At 62.0% G+C, this 17,492-nt stretch carries 14 protein-coding genes and 1 pseudogene; 5 read left to right on the top strand and 10 right to left on the bottom strand.

Annotation, left to right across the window (positions count from 1 at the left end; all coding sequences use genetic code 11):
- The 7 genes from AC4NN3_RS18500 to AC4NN3_RS18470 all read right to left on the bottom strand — a co-directional run.
- Positions 1-302 (bottom strand): PAS domain-containing protein (locus AC4NN3_RS18500; protein WP_491928562.1); only part of this gene is annotated, 302 nt, incomplete at its 3' end.
- Between the two features lie 313 nt (positions 303-615).
- Complete coding sequence (locus AC4NN3_RS18495; RefSeq protein WP_491928561.1) at positions 616-1,881, bottom strand: OsmC family protein; 1,266 nt, start codon at positions 1,879-1,881, stop codon at positions 616-618.
- Positions 1,878-2,855, bottom strand: coding sequence for a Bug family tripartite tricarboxylate transporter substrate binding protein (locus AC4NN3_RS18490; protein ID WP_491928560.1), 978 nt, complete (start codon positions 2,853-2,855; stop codon positions 1,878-1,880). Before AC4NN3_RS18490 ends, AC4NN3_RS18495 begins: the two co-directional genes overlap by 4 nt.
- A gap of 520 nt (positions 2,856-3,375) precedes the next feature.
- On the bottom strand, positions 3,376-4,134 hold the full coding sequence (locus AC4NN3_RS18485) for an ABC transporter permease (RefSeq protein ID WP_491928559.1): 759 nt from the start codon (positions 4,132-4,134) through the stop codon (positions 3,376-3,378).
- The gene (locus AC4NN3_RS18480) at positions 4,131-5,081 is read right to left on the bottom strand and encodes an ABC transporter ATP-binding protein (RefSeq protein WP_491928558.1); all 951 of its coding nucleotides are present in this window, start codon (positions 5,079-5,081) and stop codon (positions 4,131-4,133) included. The genes AC4NN3_RS18485 and AC4NN3_RS18480 overlap by 4 nt, the downstream gene beginning before the upstream one ends.
- 151 nt (positions 5,082-5,232) lie before the next feature.
- Positions 5,233-6,591, bottom strand: coding sequence for a sensor histidine kinase (locus tag AC4NN3_RS18475; protein ID WP_491928557.1), 1,359 nt, complete (start codon positions 6,589-6,591; stop codon positions 5,233-5,235).
- Positions 6,588-7,253, bottom strand: a complete 666-nt coding sequence (locus AC4NN3_RS18470) for a response regulator transcription factor (RefSeq protein WP_491928566.1) — start codon at positions 7,251-7,253, stop codon at positions 6,588-6,590. The genes AC4NN3_RS18475 and AC4NN3_RS18470 overlap by 4 nt, the downstream gene beginning before the upstream one ends.
- Positions 7,254-8,104: 851 nt before the next feature.
- On the opposite strand from AC4NN3_RS18470, the gene AC4NN3_RS18465 reads away from it, so the two are divergent.
- The 4 genes from AC4NN3_RS18465 (at position 8,105) to AC4NN3_RS18450 (ending at position 13,783) form a co-directional block, all read left to right on the top strand.
- A complete protein-coding gene (locus AC4NN3_RS18465; RefSeq protein WP_491928556.1) occupies positions 8,105-8,953 on the top strand; it encodes an enoyl-CoA hydratase/isomerase family protein in 849 nt (282 codons plus the stop codon).
- Between the two features lie 848 nt (positions 8,954-9,801).
- Positions 9,802-11,742, top strand: coding sequence for a serine hydrolase domain-containing protein (locus tag AC4NN3_RS18460; RefSeq protein ID WP_491928555.1), 1,941 nt, complete (start codon positions 9,802-9,804; stop codon positions 11,740-11,742).
- Between the two features lie 12 nt (positions 11,743-11,754).
- Entirely contained in the window at positions 11,755-13,107 is a 1,353-nt protein-coding gene (locus AC4NN3_RS18455; RefSeq protein ID WP_491928554.1) for a sensor histidine kinase, read from the top strand.
- Between the two features lie 16 nt (positions 13,108-13,123).
- On the top strand, positions 13,124-13,783 hold the full coding sequence (locus tag AC4NN3_RS18450) for a response regulator (RefSeq protein ID WP_491928553.1): 660 nt from the start codon (positions 13,124-13,126) through the stop codon (positions 13,781-13,783).
- A 116-nt stretch (positions 13,784-13,899) separates the two neighbouring features.
- On the opposite strand, the gene AC4NN3_RS18445 is transcribed toward AC4NN3_RS18450, so the two are convergent.
- Both AC4NN3_RS18445 and AC4NN3_RS18440 read right to left on the bottom strand, forming a co-directional pair.
- Complete coding sequence (locus tag AC4NN3_RS18445; RefSeq protein WP_491928552.1) at positions 13,900-14,322, bottom strand: hypothetical protein; 423 nt, start codon at positions 14,320-14,322, stop codon at positions 13,900-13,902.
- A 47-nt stretch (positions 14,323-14,369) separates the two neighbouring features.
- Positions 14,370-15,366, bottom strand: a pseudogene (locus tag AC4NN3_RS18440) (NADP-dependent oxidoreductase).
- Between the two features lie 115 nt (positions 15,367-15,481).
- On the opposite strand from AC4NN3_RS18440, the gene AC4NN3_RS18435 reads away from it, so the two are divergent.
- Positions 15,482-16,375, top strand: a complete 894-nt coding sequence (locus AC4NN3_RS18435; protein ID WP_491928551.1) for a LysR family transcriptional regulator — start codon at positions 15,482-15,484, stop codon at positions 16,373-16,375.
- A 235-nt stretch (positions 16,376-16,610) separates the two neighbouring features.
- Here AC4NN3_RS18435 and AC4NN3_RS18430 read toward each other — a convergent pair whose 3' ends face one another.
- Positions 16,611-17,429 carry an SDR family oxidoreductase gene (locus AC4NN3_RS18430; RefSeq protein ID WP_491928550.1) on the bottom strand — a complete coding sequence of 273 codons (819 nt, stop codon included), beginning with the start codon at positions 17,427-17,429 and terminating at the stop codon, positions 16,611-16,613.
- Between the last annotated feature and the right edge of the window lie 63 nt (positions 17,430-17,492).

Here is a 17,492-nt window from a genome sequence, read left to right as displayed (position 1 = left end):
TCCTTGCCGCCCTTGCCGATGCGCCTGTATTCGGCCGCATCAAACTCACCGCGACGCAGACGGTCCCAGAATTGCTTGTACTCGGCGGATCGGGCGTAGTCTGGCTCGACAAAGATGGAATGGTCCTTCCCTTGCACTTCCTCAAGCGAGTAGCCGAGCGCAGTAAGGAAGTTCGGATTTGCAGTAATAATCGAACCATCCATCCGGAATTCGATCATTCCCTGCGACTTGGATAGAGCGTCTAGAGTCGCGTGGTCATAAAAAGCAGCTGTATTCTTTGCTGAAGGCGAAAAAAGACCCATCGTAAGCAACCGCTTGTTTCACATTACGTTGCTTTATTGGTACCCGCGGAATATAAACAAGACATTAATGTTCTTATTCTGTACAAAAGCGTACAAACGGCATTTTGGCGTTATTTGTTGTTTGGCATGTACTTAGGTCCGATGTGGCCTGCACCAGGACGGCGCAGGTCAGCTTCATCTCTACGATGAATGCGTTCTGTTGGATCAGGAGGGCCTTGGGAGAGCGTCGCGGTGAAACGCAATCCGGCGCCCTACCACCGTCGGCCGCTCTGGCATGCAGGCAGAGAAACCCATCGCTCGCTGCTGCCGCCCTTCATGCCGCGGGCACGCCATTGACCGCCACGGTAACCCGCGGCTTGACTGAGCCGGCCGCAGCGGCATGCATGAAGCAAGTGTCGGCGGCAATGGTCAGCAGGTTACGGTGCACCTCTTCGGGTGCGTCGCCATTGAGGAACAGGTGGGTATCGATTGCTCCCACCGTAGCTCCGGCAGCAGCCGTAAATGGGGTGTGCTGCACGAGCCTTAGGCCGTGGATGGGGAGCTTCTGCGCTTCGACATACCGGTGCAACTGGGTGAGATAGCAAGCGGCGATGCCGGCTGCCAACAGGCCTAGCCCCGATGGCGCGGTATCGCCCTCGCTTTCGTCGCTACGCAGGATGAAGTGTCGCATGCCCGCCTTGGCGATCTGCGTCTCCGTGGTGAACAGGCCATCCGGCGCGGCCCTGCCATACCCGGTGATCTTGAACAGGCGCTTGCCGGCACTCGACAAGGGCACATCGGTCGCATCGCCGCTCTCCAAGATCTCGGTGCGTTCGATGAGATCGGACCGCCCCGCGGACTCGCCCGGTTGTGGAGGGCTGGCATACTTCAGGAAAGGGTCGGTCACTTCTGCGAGGTCGGACTCGGCTCGGTTGACCAACTTGCGACGGCGACCGTTGATATAGAGCGCGAATGTGTTCGACGACATGGGGGTGTGAAGGAAAGTGATCGCGGGGGATGCGGCCATAGCCTCCGCGACCACCTGAGCGGCGACGCCTGGATCGATCCTGCCTTCGATGTCGATATGGAATTCAGATGACTCGGACGACGCAGTGGCCGTCGAATGGATGAAGGAGCCGGAGGCCCCGAACACATGGGACATGCCGATTCCGATCTCCCCTAGATCGAGCTGACATCGGCGGGCAACGGCGCGTATGCGGTTGTGAAGATCCGAACTCACGCCAGCAATGAGGTAGCCAAGCGGAAACGGGGCACTGTCATGTCCCTTCATGGCCGGTCCCTCATCGGCCGACAGGCGCCAGACGCTGCCCCGTCCCTCGGACAGGATCATTTCCTTCTGCTGTGCAGCCAGGGCGCGGGCTTCGACAGTAAAGATATCGCTGCCTTGGCCGGTTACCAGCAGCGAGCGAGGGGAAGCGGACCGCACCCGGAAGCCCAGCGGGTGGGCTGACTGAAGCAGCGTCTCGGTGGAAGGGACCAGCATGGCATGGGACTCGATTTGTTCGGCAAGGTGGGCCAAGGCAATGCCGCCCCCCGCGAGGCGGGCGACATCGGAAGAACCAAGCGTCCAGATGATCAACTGGGCTGCACGAGCCCGGCTTCGACCAGCGGACGGATAGCGGCAATTTCCTTGGCCATGGCTTCTTGCAGCTCTCCTGGCGTACTCAATACCGGCGTTACACCGATCGAGCTCAGCAACTCCTGTGCCTTGGGGGTATTGCCCCAGTCCTTGAGCGTCCGATTCAGCTTGTCGACGATCTCCACGGGCATTCCCTTGGGTCCGACCACACCAAACCAGAGGGTCTGCACATAGCCGTCCAGACCCTGTTCCGCCACGGTCGGCACATCGGGTATCTCGGCCAGACGTTCGGACGACGTAACCGCCAACGCCTGTACCTTGCCTCCCTTGATGTGCGGAATGTAGTTCGACGGCGCATCCAGCGCGAAGTCGATATGCCCACCCAGCAAATCGGCGACCAGCGGTGACGAGCCTTTATAGGGGACATGATTGACGTCTATTCCCGCCATCTGGCCAAGGATAGCTGCACAGATGTGACCCTTGGTGCCTGCTCCAGGATTGCCGATATTGACCTGGCCAGGATTGGCCTTGGCGTAAGCTATGAGTTCCTGCACGGACCTGGCCGGCGCGCTGTTGCTGGCCGACAGCAAAGCCGGACTTTCAGCAAGAAGCATGATCGGCTCGAAGTCTGCTTCCGGATCGTAAGCAAGGTTGGTCTGCACCACCTTGTTGGCGGCAAGCGGCGCACTGCCGGTGACCATTATGGTATAACCATCTGGAGCCGAACGTGCCAGTTTGCCGCCAGCCAGGGCACCGGCCGCCCCTGCCACATTCTCGAGAACGAATTGTTGCTGATACTGCGCCGTCAGAATATCGGCCACCAGACGGGCCAGGATGTCGCTGGTGCCGCCGGGGGGGTACGCTGAAATAACCGTCGCGGCCCTGTTCGGCCAGCTCTCCTGAGCAAATGAAATGCCGGTCGAGACCAAAAGTCCGGCGGTGCCGCCAAAGACGATGAATTCGCGTCTATTCATGCTTTCCTCCTGCACGCCCTGCTTGCGATGCTTGGGCTTGGTGCCCGATTGTTAGCGCATCCACAGATGGGCCGGAACTTGTCTGGCGGTGCGTTTCATCTCCCGAAACGGGGCGACCTTCTCCGGCTTCCCCCCGGCGGCTGTAGGCGGTCAGTTACAGATGTGGCGCTGTTTCCGGCACCCACGCGATGGTCTTGGGCCACGGTGACTTGCGTCACCTTTCCCGCCACCTGGGTCATGAGCGGACAGGCCGCTGCCCACCCCATCCTCGCTATTGTAGGTCCCAATTGGCCGGTGCGATGGACATCTTTGTTGGCTGGCTTGGCCCGGGAAATAACGTCTCATGGAGGATTTCGCGAGCAGTCAGCTTCAAAGCCCCCGGCAACCGCATCTTTGAAACTGCTTTCCGGGGGCAATGTTACGGGGCCTGCCGAGTAGTGCCCCTTGGCGAGGGGGTCACCGAGTTCACAATGCTATGGAGCGGGCGCTCGACCTGGAGCGAACCGGCGAGTGCGAACGCCTAGATATCCCGATATTGAAGTGCCCCATATGCTGTCGCACACAGCCCCGTCGCTGTGGCTGCCAGGATTGCCAGGCCGAGAAAGGGATCGACATTGCCCTCAATTGGCACAACCGAGTAAACGGCTTGCCCTGCAGTGATCGGCCAAAACGCCGCGAACCATGGGCCGATCGCACCTGGAAGTCCGGGCCCCACTGCAGGTGTCAGCAGCAGAACCGCAACCAGGACCGACATGCTCATGGTCGGCGATCGCGTCAACACGCCAACGGCCACGCCGATCAGAGCGACCAGAACGAGATAAAGCACCGCCCCGCCCAGCGCCATCTGTACGTTGGTCTGGGACAGGTCCGCCGCGGGAACACCAGCATTGGAGAGCGCGGCTTGCACCAGCAGGAAGCTCAATAGCGTGGTCGCACATGCCGTGACCACTGCCAGCACGGTTACGGCGATGATTTTTGCCCCGAAGAAATGGAGCCGAGACGGCACGGAGATCAGGCTGCCTGCAATGGTCCCGGTCTCGAATTCGGCAGTAACGCTAAGTGCACCCATCATGCCGATGATCAGCTGGGCGAACAGGAAACCCTTCAAGGCTGTCGCCGTCGGGTCCCAGCTGGGGGGTAAGGCCGTGTCGGTCGAGGCCAATATATCCGACACGCCCAGAAGGCTGAGTGCCACGCTGGAGGCAATTGTGCTCAACACGAGTATCCAGGTCATGCGGACGCTGCCAAGCTTGGTCCATTCGGAAAGAAGGATGTTCATTCTGGCGAGGCCTCGTGTGCGGTTGCATGGTGTGTAAGACGCAGGAAGACGTCCTCGAGAGACTCACGGATCGACGCCAGCTCATCGAGTGCTATGCCTTCCGCGGCCGCGATCTTGCCGATCACCGACGCGTCAGAAATTTCGGTGAGAAGCAGGCTGTCCAGGCCGCGCGTATAGGTCAGCCCGGCGCTGTCGAGAGCCATTGCGAGGTGCGCCAAATGCGCCGTTCGAACGCGCACCACCTGTGTCGTATTGAATCTGATGAACTCCTCGAGGGGAGACTCCGCAATGAGCCGCCCTTGCCCGATGACGACAAGGTCATCGGCCGTGAGCTCCATTTCCGACATGAGATGGCTGGAAAACAGAACCGTCCGACCTTCGCTGGCGAGGTCGCGCGTCAAGTTGCGCATCCAGCGAATGCCCTCGGGATCCAGTCCGTTTAACGGTTCGTCCAGGATGAGCGCCTGCGGGTTCCCGAGCAGAGCCGTCGCTATGCCGAGCCGCTGCTTCATCCCGAGAGAAAACTCGCCTGCAGGACGGTCTGCAGCTCCAGCCAGGCCCGTCAGCTCCAGAACTTCTTGCACGCGTGCTTTCCCCAGCCCGGCCGCATGGGCGAAGACAAGCAGGTGGTCGAAAGCGCTGCGCTGGGGATGGACCGCGCCGGCATCGAGAAGGGCCCCAACGGCTCGAGCAGCATCGGCCACTTCTGCGATATTATGTCCGTCTATGGTCACCGTTCCCGATGTTGGCTTTGCCAGACCCAGGATCATCCGCAGGGTCGTACTCTTTCCGGCGCCGTTCGGTCCGAGAAAGCCGGTCACTACGCCCGCCGATGCGCTGAACGTAAGATTATCGACCACGATCCTGTTGCCATAGCGCTTGGTCAGGCCACTTGCGCGTATCCCGCGTCGAAGACGGGCGTCAGGTCCGGAAATTGCGCGTTGCATGGGGTTTGTTGTTCCAATTCCTGGTGGCCGAGCGCGGCCAAATGCGGATTTGGGCCGTCGCGTGTAATGCCAATGGCACCGGGAAGATTGCCTGGGCATTACAGCCTTGCGCGGCAGGCGCGTTCGAGGAAGAAAATCGCTTCCTCTGGCGTCAGCTCGCGAGGGGAGCCACGAGCTGCAGCCGAATTTCAAATGTGGCGCCCCCACCAGGGGTCTCTGCAACCCGGAGTTCGCCCCCATGGTGTGTGACGATGCTCTTGACGAGGTGCAGACCCAATCCCGTTCCCTGGTCCCTGGGAATGACGCGATGAAAGGGCTCAAAAATCAGGTCTCGATGAAACTCGGGGACGCCCGGTCCATTGTCGATCACTCTCAAGCTGCCCGGTCGCGCCACTTCCACCCGTATCGTGCAGCCTGGGCCGCCGTGTACAATGGCGTTCTGAACAAGATTGACAATGGCTCTCGCTAGCGAGCCTGAATCAGCTTGTACCATTACGCGCTCAGCCTCCGCGCTGAACTCAATCTCGGTTTTCCCTGCGATCGCCAAAGGCGCGAGGTCCGCCGTCACTTCCGCCGCAAGGCGAACCAGATCAACGGGTTGCATTGGCGCCTGATCGACCTCAAGCCGCTGCAGGTCGAGGAGTTGATCAGCGAGGTTTGACAGGCGCGCCATGTCGAGCATTAGCCCTGCACGCTTTTGATCTCTGGGGAGTGTTCCCAGGCGCGTCTGCAGCACCGCAATGGGGGTCCGCAGCTCATGGGCCGCATCTGCCAGAAACCGCCGTTGGCGCTCAATCCCAAGGTCAAGCCTCGCCAAAGCGGCGTTCACCGCCCCAACCAGAGAATGCAGCTCGAGCGGCACCCGCGTCGAGGAGAGGCGTATACCCGTCCTGTTCACGTCGATGGTGTCGGCTTCACCAGCAATGTCGTCCACGCCTCTGAGCTGGCCGGTGATCATGAACGGGATGAAAAGGAACGAGACCGCGGTAAGAGCCAGAAGCAGGATCAGGAATACGGGGTTGACCAGATCTGCCAAGACCGACTTGAAGCTGACCGCCGGCCCACCGCCGGCAATGATCCAAAGGTCTCCTGCAGCACTGCTCTGCCGCCGCATCACCGCCAGGGGGGTGCGCTTCGCCTCGCTGGTGGCGATGTCCGCCGAGTTCAACTGCTTGAAATGAAAAAGCATTCTTTCAAGTTGAGCAGGAAGCGCACCCCAATGAACAGCGGCGCCCGTGGTGTCTTCGGCATGGAACCACAGACCCGGATAATCCGCGATGAGATCGCGCAGGTCGTCACTGGGGCTGAGCAACAGCTCGCCCGATTGACTCCGCGATATTGACGCCGAAATGTCGTCGATTATGTCCTCATCCAGACCTTGATCCGCACTCGTCAACCGAAGAATGGCGACCGATGCGACGCCGATGAAGGCAAGGACCACAAAGGCCTGCATGCCAACCATGCGCCAGGTCAGCCCGCTTCGAAGTGAACCGGCGCGCCAGCGGTTCATTCGGCAGCACTCAGGAGGTATCCCAAGCCCCTTATTCCGTGGATGTCGACCGCGGCTTCGCTCAGCTTTTGCCGCAGTCTCGAGATGTTGGCGTCCAGGGCATTTGAGGCTATTTCATCGTCGTAGCCGTACACTGCTTCTTCCAGGGCAGTACGTGACACAGTCCGTCCGGCTCGTCGGACCAGGAGCTCGAGTGCGAGCAACTCGCGGCGTGTCAGGTTGAGCCGCTTGCCGGAAACCTGAGCGTGCCGTTGGCTCAGGTCGAACTGCAGGTTCCCGATACATACCATATTGCCACCGACTTGAGCGGGGCGGCGCATAACCGCGCGAAGGCGGGCGAGGAGTTCGTCCGTGGAGAATGGCTTTGGCAAATAGTCGTCCGCACCTTGATCCAGTCCGGCGACGCGCTGCTCGGATGAGCCAAGGGCGGATAAGACGATGACGGGCACGCCAGAGTGGCGACGAATGGTCGGGATGAGAGACAGGCCGTCACCGTCCGGCAGCTTTCGATCGAGCAGCACCGCGTCATGTACCTTGCTGCGGCAGGCTTCCTCCGCCAGCTCGAGAGTGCGAACATGGTCCACGATAATGTCGTGTTGGCTGAGGGCTGACGATAACGCAGCCGCCATGTGACGATCGTCCTCTACCAGTAAGATTCGCATCCGCAACTCCTGTCCTGTGGGCGGGCCATCATAAGCGCATTCATTACGTCTGCGTTGCGGTGGGCAAACCGGCTGCTTGATCCAGTGGTCTGAGGTTGTGGCACAGAAGGATTGGCTGAACGGAAACTGGTAATCTCCGCGCAACGCTGCAGTCAGAACGTCGGCTCCGTCCTGTTCTGGATTGGAGATAGATGTGGGTGTGAAAACCAGTTTGCCTGGCCGGTGTTTCATCGGGGCGGGAATGTTCGCGGTGCTGTTGCAGGCAGCGCTGGCGGCTGCGCCGTCCGATGCTGTCAAGCGGGTGTGCGGTGCAGAGATCCGGTCACTATGCTTGCGACCGTGGAGATTCACGCCGGATGCCATAGCGTCCTGCGTGGAGGAAAATCGGCCGCAGCTCTCCCTGGAGTGTCAACGTTTTTGGGAGACAGCGCATATGTGCCAGCTGGAGATGGCGCGAGTCTGCGGTGGACTGAACCCCCTGACAATCAAGGGCTGCCTGGCCAACTCCAAGCGGGAGTTCTCACCGACCTGCCAGGAGACCTTGGATCTCCACTAGCGCGCCAGAATTTCCAGCCCAAGGCAGCATTTTCGCAGCACACGGTTTTGTCCGTACGGCCGACAGGCACGTAATCTCCTGGCAATGGTCGCGTCCGAAGACTGCCACGAAATCCCTGGCGATTTCACACAACGGACTGGAGTAAACCTGATGAATTCCGCGTTTAACAACGTCTCGACAGATCGTTTTCAAGGCTCAGCCTTGCCTTCGACTTTGCCAATAGCTCGGAGAGCAGCGCGTGCCGGCAAGAGCGCCCACACGGTGCTTGGCATCGCTCCCCATGGGGAGGCACAGCATGGGCTTTGATCCCAAAAGTGACTGGCCGGGCTACATCTCGCCGCGGTCATTGCTTGAATATTCCAAGGACTATGCAGACTTCTTCAGCATGACCCGCAAGGATGGGATCATCGAGGTCCGCCTGCAGAGCGAGGGCGGCCCCTACAAGCATACCCAGGCCGCCCATAGCGCCTGGAGCCGCGTGTGGCAGGAAATCGGCAATGATTCAGAAAACCATGTCCTCATCCTGACCGGCACCGGCGACAAATGGATGGTGGGAGACCCCAATGGGCTAAATCCGAAGCCCGCGTCTGATCTGGATCCCGACCACATCTTCCATCGGATGATGGATGGGTGGAAGCACATCGAGAGCTTCGTGAACAATATCGATATCCCCACCATTGCAGCGGTGAATGGACCGGGGGTCCACACCGAGTTCGCCATGCTCTGTGACGTGACGCTATCCGCGCCTGACGCCGATTTCATGGACCCCCATTTCTGGCTGGGAAGTCCTCCGGGCGACGGCCAGGGAATGGCGCTGCAGACCTTGCTGGGACAGAAGAAGGCCGCCTACTACATCTATACGGCCAAGCCCATTCCTGCTCCCGAAGCGCTTGCCCTTGGTATTGTGAGCGAAATCTACCCTCGTGACGAGCTGCTCGACCGCGCCTGGGACATCGCGCGCTTCATAATGAAGCGGTCACGCTACACGCGCTGGGCGACGCACAACATTCTCGCTCGGCCCTGGAAAAAAGCTGTCGCTGAAGACTTCGGTTTCCACATGGCACACCAGATGCTGGCGAACGTTGCCAGCAAGGGCCTGGTGCCCGATCCCGCGCTCTTGGCGGACCCGCACAAACCCTATTAGGCCCTGATGCATGTATCGGCGATGGCCCGGCATTGTCGTGGCCATCGCAGTTCCCCCCATGGAGATCTTCTATGATCGAATGCACTGCCCTTGATCCTGCACGATCCAAGGCCGCCACAGAAATTGATGTTCTTCGCCTGAGCAGAAGAGGCTTTCTCTCCGTCGCCTTGGCGGGAGCAGCCACAGTCGCCATTCTCCGCGCCGCCCCAGCGTCAGCAATCCAGGAATCTTCGATCTTGCCCGGATGGGTCCCGGATCCGACATGGGAATATGCTTATGCTTACGCATATGCCTAGCTCAATTTTCACTTTGGGGTCGAAATTGAAATTTCGATCCGCAATCTGTAATTATGAAATAGTTCGGTTTCTCCGACAAATATTTCTCTCCGCGGCGTATTTTTGTGGTCCCGCCACCTACTGATTTCCGCATCCATCCGGTTATTGAAAGTCGCATTTTGGATGACTCCTCTGGCGATTGGCGGGTGAAGACTGCGGTTCGATGTGAGTGCGAACAGGCGACACGCCATTTGGAAGGCCAGTCGCACCTGCGCGGAAAAGGTTGGGACCGCGACAGCAATCCGGGGGACGCGAGGCGCCACAAGTTCCACAAGTACGGCGAACGTGCACACAGCTGGTGGTGCGCCTGGGGGCGACCAACATTCAAGGCCAAGTCAAGACTGCGACAAAAGGGCGGGCAAGATTGGGATGCTCCCTCTCGCCGTCAATTCAGGTTTGTCGCCGACACACGCCGGTCTGGGGGTTAACCCCCAGACAGGGACGGGGGCGCCCCCGGTGTCGCGAATTGTGTCCTTGGCCGATTGTGCCCCCTTCAGAGAAAGGCATCCAAAAATGCAAAGACTAGCAAGGCTCGCGATATTCGCGCTCGGTCTGGCAGCGCCAGTTCTGGCCCAGGACGCCACCCCACCGCCACCCCATTCGGCCCCGCACCTGCTGGACAAGTCCGACGTCGACACCTGGCTCGATGGCCTCGTGCCCTATGCGCTGCAGGCCGGCGACATGGCCGGCGCCGTGGTGACCGTGGTCGCCCATGGCGAGGTGCTGACACTCAAGGGTTATGGCGACGCCGATGCGGCCACCGGAAAACCAGTCGATCCGGAACGGACCCTGTTTCGTCCAGGCTCCATTTCCAAGCTCGTCACCTGGACCGCGGTGATGCAACTGGTCGAGCAGGGGGCGCTTGAGCTCGACGCTGATGTCAACACCTATCTCGATTTCGTCATCCCGCCATTCGAGGGCCAGCCCATCACGCTGCGCCACATCCTGACGCATACATCCGGCTTCGAAGAGCAGCTCAAGCACGTGCTGAGCTATGACCGTGGTGACAGCGTTGCCTTCGACGACCTTGTCAAAAACTTCGTCCCGGCGCGCATCTATGCGCCTGGAACCACGCCGGCCTATTCCAATTATGCCACTGCACTGGCTGGATACATCGTGCAGCGTGTCTCTGGCCAACCCTTCGCGGACCGCGTGGCCGCGACGATCTTCGCGCCGCTCGGCATGGAGAATGCGACATTTTCCCAGGAACTGTCGGCAGAACAACGCGCCAATCTTTCCAAGGGTTACGCGATTGCAAGCGGCGCGGCTTTGCCGTTCGAATATGTCGCCGCGTCGCCGGCAGGCGCCCTAACAGCGACGGCGCCGGACATGGCCAAGTTCATGCTGGCGCATCTCGATGACGGTCGCCTCGGCGACGCCCGGATCCTGCAGCCGGCCACGGCGCGGCTGATGCATGCCCAGGCGCTTGCCACCATTCCGCCACTCAACGGAATGGCGCTTGGTTTTTATGAGAGCTCCTTAAACGGGCACCGTGTCATCAGCCATGGTGGCGACACGGTGGCCTTTCACTCCGACCTGCATCTGTTCCTCGACGATGATGTCGGCCTCTTCATCTCGATCAACAGCACGGGAGAGAACGGCGCGGCGCATAAGCTGCGCGCGCTGCTCTTCTCTGCATTCGCCGACCGCTACTTCCCGGCCCCGCCGGGTGCCGCACCGGAGGATATCGGACAGGGCAACGCGCAGTTGCTGGCCGGGCAATGGGCGTCCACGCGGCGCTCCACCGCCGGTTTTCTCAGCCTTGGCGAACTGCTGTCGCCGACCACCGTGACCGTGAGCGAGGCCGGCAAGCTCGAAGCCACCAACCTGCCCATTCTGGGGGCGCCCGTGCGGGAGTGGATCGAGGTCGCGCCGCTCGTCTGGCAGGCCGGCAATAGCCACGAGCGCATCGCCGCCGTGGTCGACGACGATGGCGCGGTTCGCTTCAGCCTCGACAGCGTCGCGCCGATCATGGTGTTCGATGCGGTCCCGTGGCAGCGTTCGGCCAGCTGGGTGCTTCCCGCTCTGGTACTCAGCCTGGGCCTGCTGGCCCTGGCGGCGGTGCAATGGCCCGTCGCGGCGCTGGTTCGTCGCCACTATGGCGTTCGCCTCAGCCTCCAGGGCGCGGCGGCTGTCGCCTATCACGGCGTGCGGGCGTCTGCCACGGTGATGGTCGCCGCCCTCATCGGCTGGTTTGCCCTGCTGATCGTCGTCATGTCAGACCTCACGCTGCTGAGCGACGGGACGGATCCGGTGCTGCTGGCGCTGCAGGCGATGACCATCGCGGCATGCCTGGGGCTGGCGGCCTCGGCCGCGGCTAATGCGGTCCTGGCGGTGCGGGAGCGGCGCGGCATGTGGTCGACAATCGGCGCCGGCGCGCTGGCGCTGGCCACCATTGTCGTGATCTGGGTAGCGTTCGTGTTCAACCTGCTCAAGATCGGCATCAGCTACTAGGGAAATGGATCGATGAGCCAGAACGACCATGCCCCATCGTCAGGCACCGGTGAGACACCGACGCTGAGCTGGCGCGCGCTCTTCAACGCCAGGCGGTGGTCGCCGGTGCCGCGCCAGAGCCTGTTCCTGCTCACCGCGTTGCCGTTGGCCCTCACCGTCCCGGTCGCCCTGATCGTTCTGGTGTCGGTTGGCGCCTCCCTTCTGGCGCTGGGGGTTGGTGTCCTGCTGCTCCTGGTAGCCGCGGCGCTGGCGCGCTGGTTCGGGACGTTCGAGCTCCGGCGCCTCGCCTGGGCCGGCGCGCATCCGATCGAGCCTCCCGACTGGTCGGCTCCGTCGGGTCTTCCCTTCCGCAAGCGCGTCACCCTGGTGCTGCTTGACCGACGCCAACGGAACTATATCGGCTATACCGCGCTCTACCTGGCGCTCGGCACGATCAGCGGCAGCCTGGCGCTGGTCTGGCTTGCCAGCATCGCCAACGGGGCCACGCGCTGGCTGTGGAATGGCTGGGCCGCGACGACGCCGGCGGAGCTGGCAGAGGCCGGCATCAACCTGCCGGTCCTCTCATCGCTGCTGCCGCATCTGCAGGGGCCGCTGGCCGTCCTGGCCTATGCCATTGTCGGCGCAGCGGCCCTCGTCACCCTGCCATGGTTCACCAACGCCATGGTGGGTCTGCACGACCGGCTGGCGCGGGTCTTCCTGGGCCGTTTCGGCCCCGAGGAAATCGACGCTCAGATCAGTGGCCTGCGGCGCTCCCGCCAGGCCAGCGTCGCCGCCGAGGGCCGCGCGCTGCGCAAGCTGGAGCGGGACCTGCATGACGGCCCTCAGCAGCAATTGCTGCGCCTGCAGTTCGACCTGGCCGCCGCGCAGCGCAAGGTCGCCAGCGATCCCGAGACCGCCTCGCGCCTGATCGCCGAGGCCGGGCGCCGCTCGGCCGAAACGCTGACCGAACTGCGCCACCTGGTACGGGGCCTGGTGCCGCCCATCCTGCAGGACCGTGGCCTGGTTGCGGCGCTGCAGGCGCTGGCCGAGCGCAATCCGATCCCCACAACGGTGTCGGCGGCGATCGACCCCGGGCGCGACATCGAGCCGGCCGTGCAGCAGGGCGTCTACTTCGTTGTCGCCGAGCTGCTGGCCAATTCCGTCAAGCACAGCGGCGCCCGGCGGGTAACCATCACCTGCCTGGCCGCTGCCGATGGGCGCTTCCTGGACGTGACGGTTGCCGATGACGGCCAGGGTGGGGCATTGCCGGTGCCTGGCCACGGCCTGTCCGGACTGGCCGAACGCGTCGAGGGTCTGGGCGGCAACTGGTCACTCGACAGCCCGCCTGGTGGCCCGACTCGTGTCATGCTGCACATTCCCTTCTGAGGCCGAGGACCGATCATTGCCCCCATCCCGGCAGCATCACATTGCCATCGTCGACGACTCGGTGCTGCTGCGCGAAGGCCTGGCCCGGTTGATCATAGAGGCGGGATTCCATCTTGCCGGCTCTTTCGGCAGTGGCCACGAGCTGATGGCGGCCATGCCGACGCTTGCCGCGGATCTGGTGGTGATGGACGTCCGCATGCCGCCCAGCTTCACCGACGAAGGGGTGCGGCTGGCCATTGCACTCCGGCGCGAACGGCCCGGCTTTCCGGTGTTGATCCTGAGCCAGTTTGTCGAAAGCCTCTACGCCCAGGAGCTGTTCGCAGACCAGCAGGGCTTTGTCGGCTATCTGCTCAAGGATCGGCTTGTCTCTATCAATGCGCTCTACGACGCCATAGAACGCGTCATTTCGGGCGGCACGGTGCTTGATCCCGACGTGGTCGGCGCCCTGATCAATGCCCGCCAGGACCCGCTGCGCGCGCTGACGCCGCGGGAGCGGGAGGTGCTGGGCGCCATGGCCGAGGGACTGACCAATCACGGGATCGCGACGCGCTTCCAGATCGGCGCGGGTACCATTGAAAAGCACATTTCCGAAATCTTCTCCAAGCTTGGCCTCAATGCGGACCCCGCCGAGCACCGCCGCGTTGTCGCGGTGCTGACCTGGCTGCGCAACTCATAGGCACCGCACAGTGTCCACATCATGCCGCGGCGCGCGTTCAGGATGGAGCTAGGTCAGCTTTTGGGGCGATACCGAGCAAATCGGCGCGCCGACGCGCCAATGGCTGCGATGATCGGCTATTCCGTGCGCGCCACGATAGGATCGTGAGCTGCGCCCAGCCAATCCCCCAGTCGTGTGATATCGCCGGTCACGCGCATTTCTCCCTTTTGCACAAATCCATCCAGAGCAATCCGATATCTGGGATCAGCGCTTTGCAGCCTGTTCAATGTCCTGGCCGCCGCAGCCGATATCTCCACGATCAGATCCGCCTTTTCGTCCGGATACGCGCCGACTCGGAACGACGGCTTGCCCGTCACGATTTCGAAGCGCAGACCCTGGACCACGCCACCCGGCAGCGCCATTCCGTCGGTGTAGCGTTCAACCAACGAGACGCAGAGGTCTGCGGGAAGTCTCGCCCGATCTGCGCCCTTGACCATTATCGTGCCAACCATGTCGAACCATTCCGCCGTGCCGTGGCGGATCTTTTGCGGCGTGTCCATTTCAACTGCTCCTTCCGTGCCTGGTGCGTGGCGTCGATCCCATGGCCCTAATGGACCTCGAGAACGATCTTTCCCTGGATATGCCCCTGCGCAGCGCGCTCATGCGCCTGCCGCGCCTCGGCCAGGGCAAATACGCTGTCAATCACGACGCGGATCGTGCCGTCACTGAGCAGTCCGGAGAGCTCGGCCAGTTGCGCCCCGCTGGAGCGAACCTGGGTCGTCGAGACCGTGATGCCAAGATCGTCCGCCTCTTGGCCCCCCACGGCACCCAGGCCAAAGATCGGAAACAGGGCGCCGCCCCGCTTTATCATGCGCAGGAAGCGCGTGCTTGTTGGACCGCCGACCGCGTCAACGACCAGATCGACGTCGCCGATGACATCCTCGGGAACAGTCCTGGTGTAGTCGACGACCTCATCCGCGCCGAGGTCGCGCAGGAGGGCTTCGTGCTTGCCCGAGGCAATGGCGATTACCCGCGCCCCCTTCAATTTGGCCAGCTGCACGGCAAAATGCCCGACGCCGCCCGCTGCCCCATTGACCACGACGGTCTTGCCTTCCAGCGGCACGGGTTGATGCGGCGTGGGCTGCAAGGGATTGGGGACATTGTGCCCCTGGGCAATCATGAACTGCCAGGCGGTCAACAGCGCCATCGGCGCTGCGGCGGCATGAAGGTGATCAATGCCGGACGGCTTGAGCGCCAGTTCCGAAGCCGGGACGCTGACATATTGGGCATAGGCATTGCTGTTTCCGGCTGGAAAGCGAACCATGGAATAGACCGGGTCACCGACCGAAAAATCCCGGACGTCGTCGCCCAGCGCTACAACCTCGCCGGAGATGTCGGTTCCCACAATGATGGGAAAGGGCAGCTGCGGCCGCCATTCCGGGGGCAGCATTTTGTAGCCCTCGCGAAAGTACCAGTCCGGCGGATTAAGTCCAACCGCATGAGTGCGGACCAGGACCTCACCCGGCCCCATTTCGGGACGGGGGGGTATCTTCGTATATCAGTACCTCGGGGCCACCAAATGCATGCAGCCGAATGGCCTTCATCCTATCGCTCACGAACGCCTCCTTCAGGTCAATTTGCGCTGGTCGGGATATAATCACCTCGACAAAGGTTGATAATCGGAGGGTAATTCGCTTTACTCGTGCCATGAGGGAACAAATGGTACTTGAGCGCCTGACCGGACTGATTGCGTTCGCCCGCGCCGGTTCGCTGGGCAGCTTCACCGCTGCTGCCAAATCGCTGTCGATCTCGCCCTCGGCGGTTAGCAAGAGCATCCAGCGGCTCGAGTTGCAGCTGCAAGTCTCGCTCTTCACCCGGACGACCCGTTCGCTGACGCTGACGCCTGAAGGGCGTGAACTGCACCAGCGCGCGCTCAGCTTGCTGCGCGACGCAGAAGAGATCGAACAGGCGGCAATCGCCACTCGCTCTGAACCATCAGGCGGCCTGCGCATCGCTGCTTCGCTGCCGATTGGCGTGCACGTGATCGCCCCCGCCCTGCCGGCGTTTCGCAAGCGCTATCCCAAGGTCACGGTCGATCTGCGGCTGAGCGACCAGTTCATCGACCTCATCGAGGAAGGGATCGACGTCGCCGTGCGGATCGGCGAGTTGTCTGACTCCCGACTGATGTCGCGCCGGCTGGGACCCCATCGGCTTTGCTGTTTTGCCTCGCCTGACTATCTGGCGCGGCGTGGCACGCCGATGCATCCCGACGAGCTGGTGGCGCACGATACCGTCAATCTTCGCTACCAGAGCTCGGGCCAGATGCTGCGCTGGCCCTTCACTATTGATGGTCGCGTGGTTGAGATCGTGCCGCTATCCGGGCTCGTGGTGGACGTGAGCGACGCCCTGGTGGCGACGCTGGCGGCCGGGGGTGGTATCGGTATCAGCAGTGCATTTATTGCCGCGCCCTATGTCGCCCGGGGAGCACTCGTCCCGGTCCTCTCCGAATTTGGCGTCGTAAGAAACAACATTACCGCAATCTGGCCGGAAAGCCGCCGCGCCAATCCGACGGTGAGAGCCTTCCTCGAAGTGCTGCAAGAGATCTTCAGGTGAATGGCGCAGCCGCGCGCACTGTTCTGATCGGGTGCGCTCGGTTCTTCTTCGGATCTAGCGCCACAGGCGCCGCCGATGCCCGGTCTCCATGCGACCGGGCCGCTCTCGTCCGCAAATGTCCCGGTCGGACCGTCCTGGCCGATCGGCGCCACCGCGATGGTGCCGCGTACCCTGGCGGGCTTAGTTCACCGGGGGACTGTCCAGTGTCCGCTCTCTGGAGCTCGCGCTTCTGCGCCTAGACAGGAAGCCCAAACTGCTTGGCCACAGTGGCAAAATACTGCTCATCGCTCGCTCCATCACGCTCTGCAAGCTGCCGGAAGGCGTCCTCGCCCGCCGGAAAGCGAAGCCTGCGACTCCCGTCCTCTGCCGCAGCCAGGATCTGCTCTGCAATCAACTCGGGCGGAGAAGCTGCACCCGTCAGGCCGCCATAGGTGTTCATGCTGGCCTGCAGCAGGGGTTGGTAGTGGGAAATCTCAGGGTCGTTGCTGAATGAAATAGAGTTTCCGAACGCGGTCTTGATGGCCCCCGGTTCGACAAGCTTGACGTGAATGCCAAGCGGGGCCAGCTCGAACTGCAGTGACTCAGAGACGCCTTCGATGGCGTATTTGGATCCATGATAAAGGGACCCAAAGGGAAACGTCATCCGACCGCTCGTGGACGTCACGTTGACGACGACCCCCGATTTCCGCGAGCGGAAGTGCGGCAGGATGGCCTGGATCGCCTGGAGCACGCCAATGACGTTGACCTCGAACTGCCGGCGTATGGTTTCGATCGGGGTCGATTCAAGCGGCCCAAAGGCGCCAAAGCCGGCATTGTTCACCAGCACGTCAATGCCACCAAATTCGGCAATGCCTGCGTCGATGGCCCGGGCAATAGACGGCGCCTCCTCGACGTCGAGCCGCTTCACCAGGACGCGGTCGAGCGAAGCCAATTCGCTTTCGGCATCGGGATTCCGCATCGTCGCGACGACGTTCCAACCTCTGCGCTGGAACAGCTTCGCCGATGCGCGGCCCAGCCCGGATGACGTTCCGGTGATGAGAACAGTTTTGGTCATTTGAAGGTCTTTCAAGTTGCGGTTCAAGGGGAGTGTTAAGCGGGCAGGCTCTCCATCGGCGGT

The organism is Devosia sp. MDV22-iso42, from assembly GCF_058629155.1.
This window is presented reverse-complemented; position numbering and strand designations above follow the sequence as displayed.

Excerpts from the sequence above, each read along its gene's own strand:
- AC4NN3_RS18455 (WP_491928554.1), top strand. The coding sequence starts at position 11,755 with ATGAGCCAGAACGACCATGCCCCATCGTCAGGCACCGGTGAGACACCG.
- AC4NN3_RS18475 (WP_491928557.1), bottom strand. The coding sequence starts at position 6,591 with ATGAACCGCTGGCGCGCCGGTTCACTTCGAAGCGGGCTGACCTGGCGC.
- AC4NN3_RS18430 (WP_491928550.1), bottom strand. The coding sequence starts at position 17,429 with ATGACCAAAACTGTTCTCATCACCGGAACGTCATCCGGGCTGGGCCGC.
- AC4NN3_RS18445 (WP_491928552.1), bottom strand. The coding sequence starts at position 14,322 with ATGGACACGCCGCAAAAGATCCGCCACGGCACGGCGGAATGGTTCGAC.
- AC4NN3_RS18460 (WP_491928555.1), top strand. The coding sequence starts at position 9,802 with ATGCAAAGACTAGCAAGGCTCGCGATATTCGCGCTCGGTCTGGCAGCG.
- AC4NN3_RS18490 (WP_491928560.1), bottom strand. The coding sequence starts at position 2,855 with ATGAATAGACGCGAATTCATCGTCTTTGGCGGCACCGCCGGACTTTTG.
- AC4NN3_RS18480 (WP_491928558.1), bottom strand. The coding sequence starts at position 5,081 with ATGCAACGCGCAATTTCCGGACCTGACGCCCGTCTTCGACGCGGGATA.
- AC4NN3_RS18485 (WP_491928559.1), bottom strand. The coding sequence starts at position 4,134 with ATGAACATCCTTCTTTCCGAATGGACCAAGCTTGGCAGCGTCCGCATG.
- AC4NN3_RS18435 (WP_491928551.1), top strand. The coding sequence starts at position 15,482 with ATGGTACTTGAGCGCCTGACCGGACTGATTGCGTTCGCCCGCGCCGGT.
- AC4NN3_RS18465 (WP_491928556.1), top strand. The coding sequence starts at position 8,105 with ATGGGCTTTGATCCCAAAAGTGACTGGCCGGGCTACATCTCGCCGCGG.
- AC4NN3_RS18470 (WP_491928566.1), bottom strand. The coding sequence starts at position 7,253 with ATGCGAATCTTACTGGTAGAGGACGATCGTCACATGGCGGCTGCGTTA.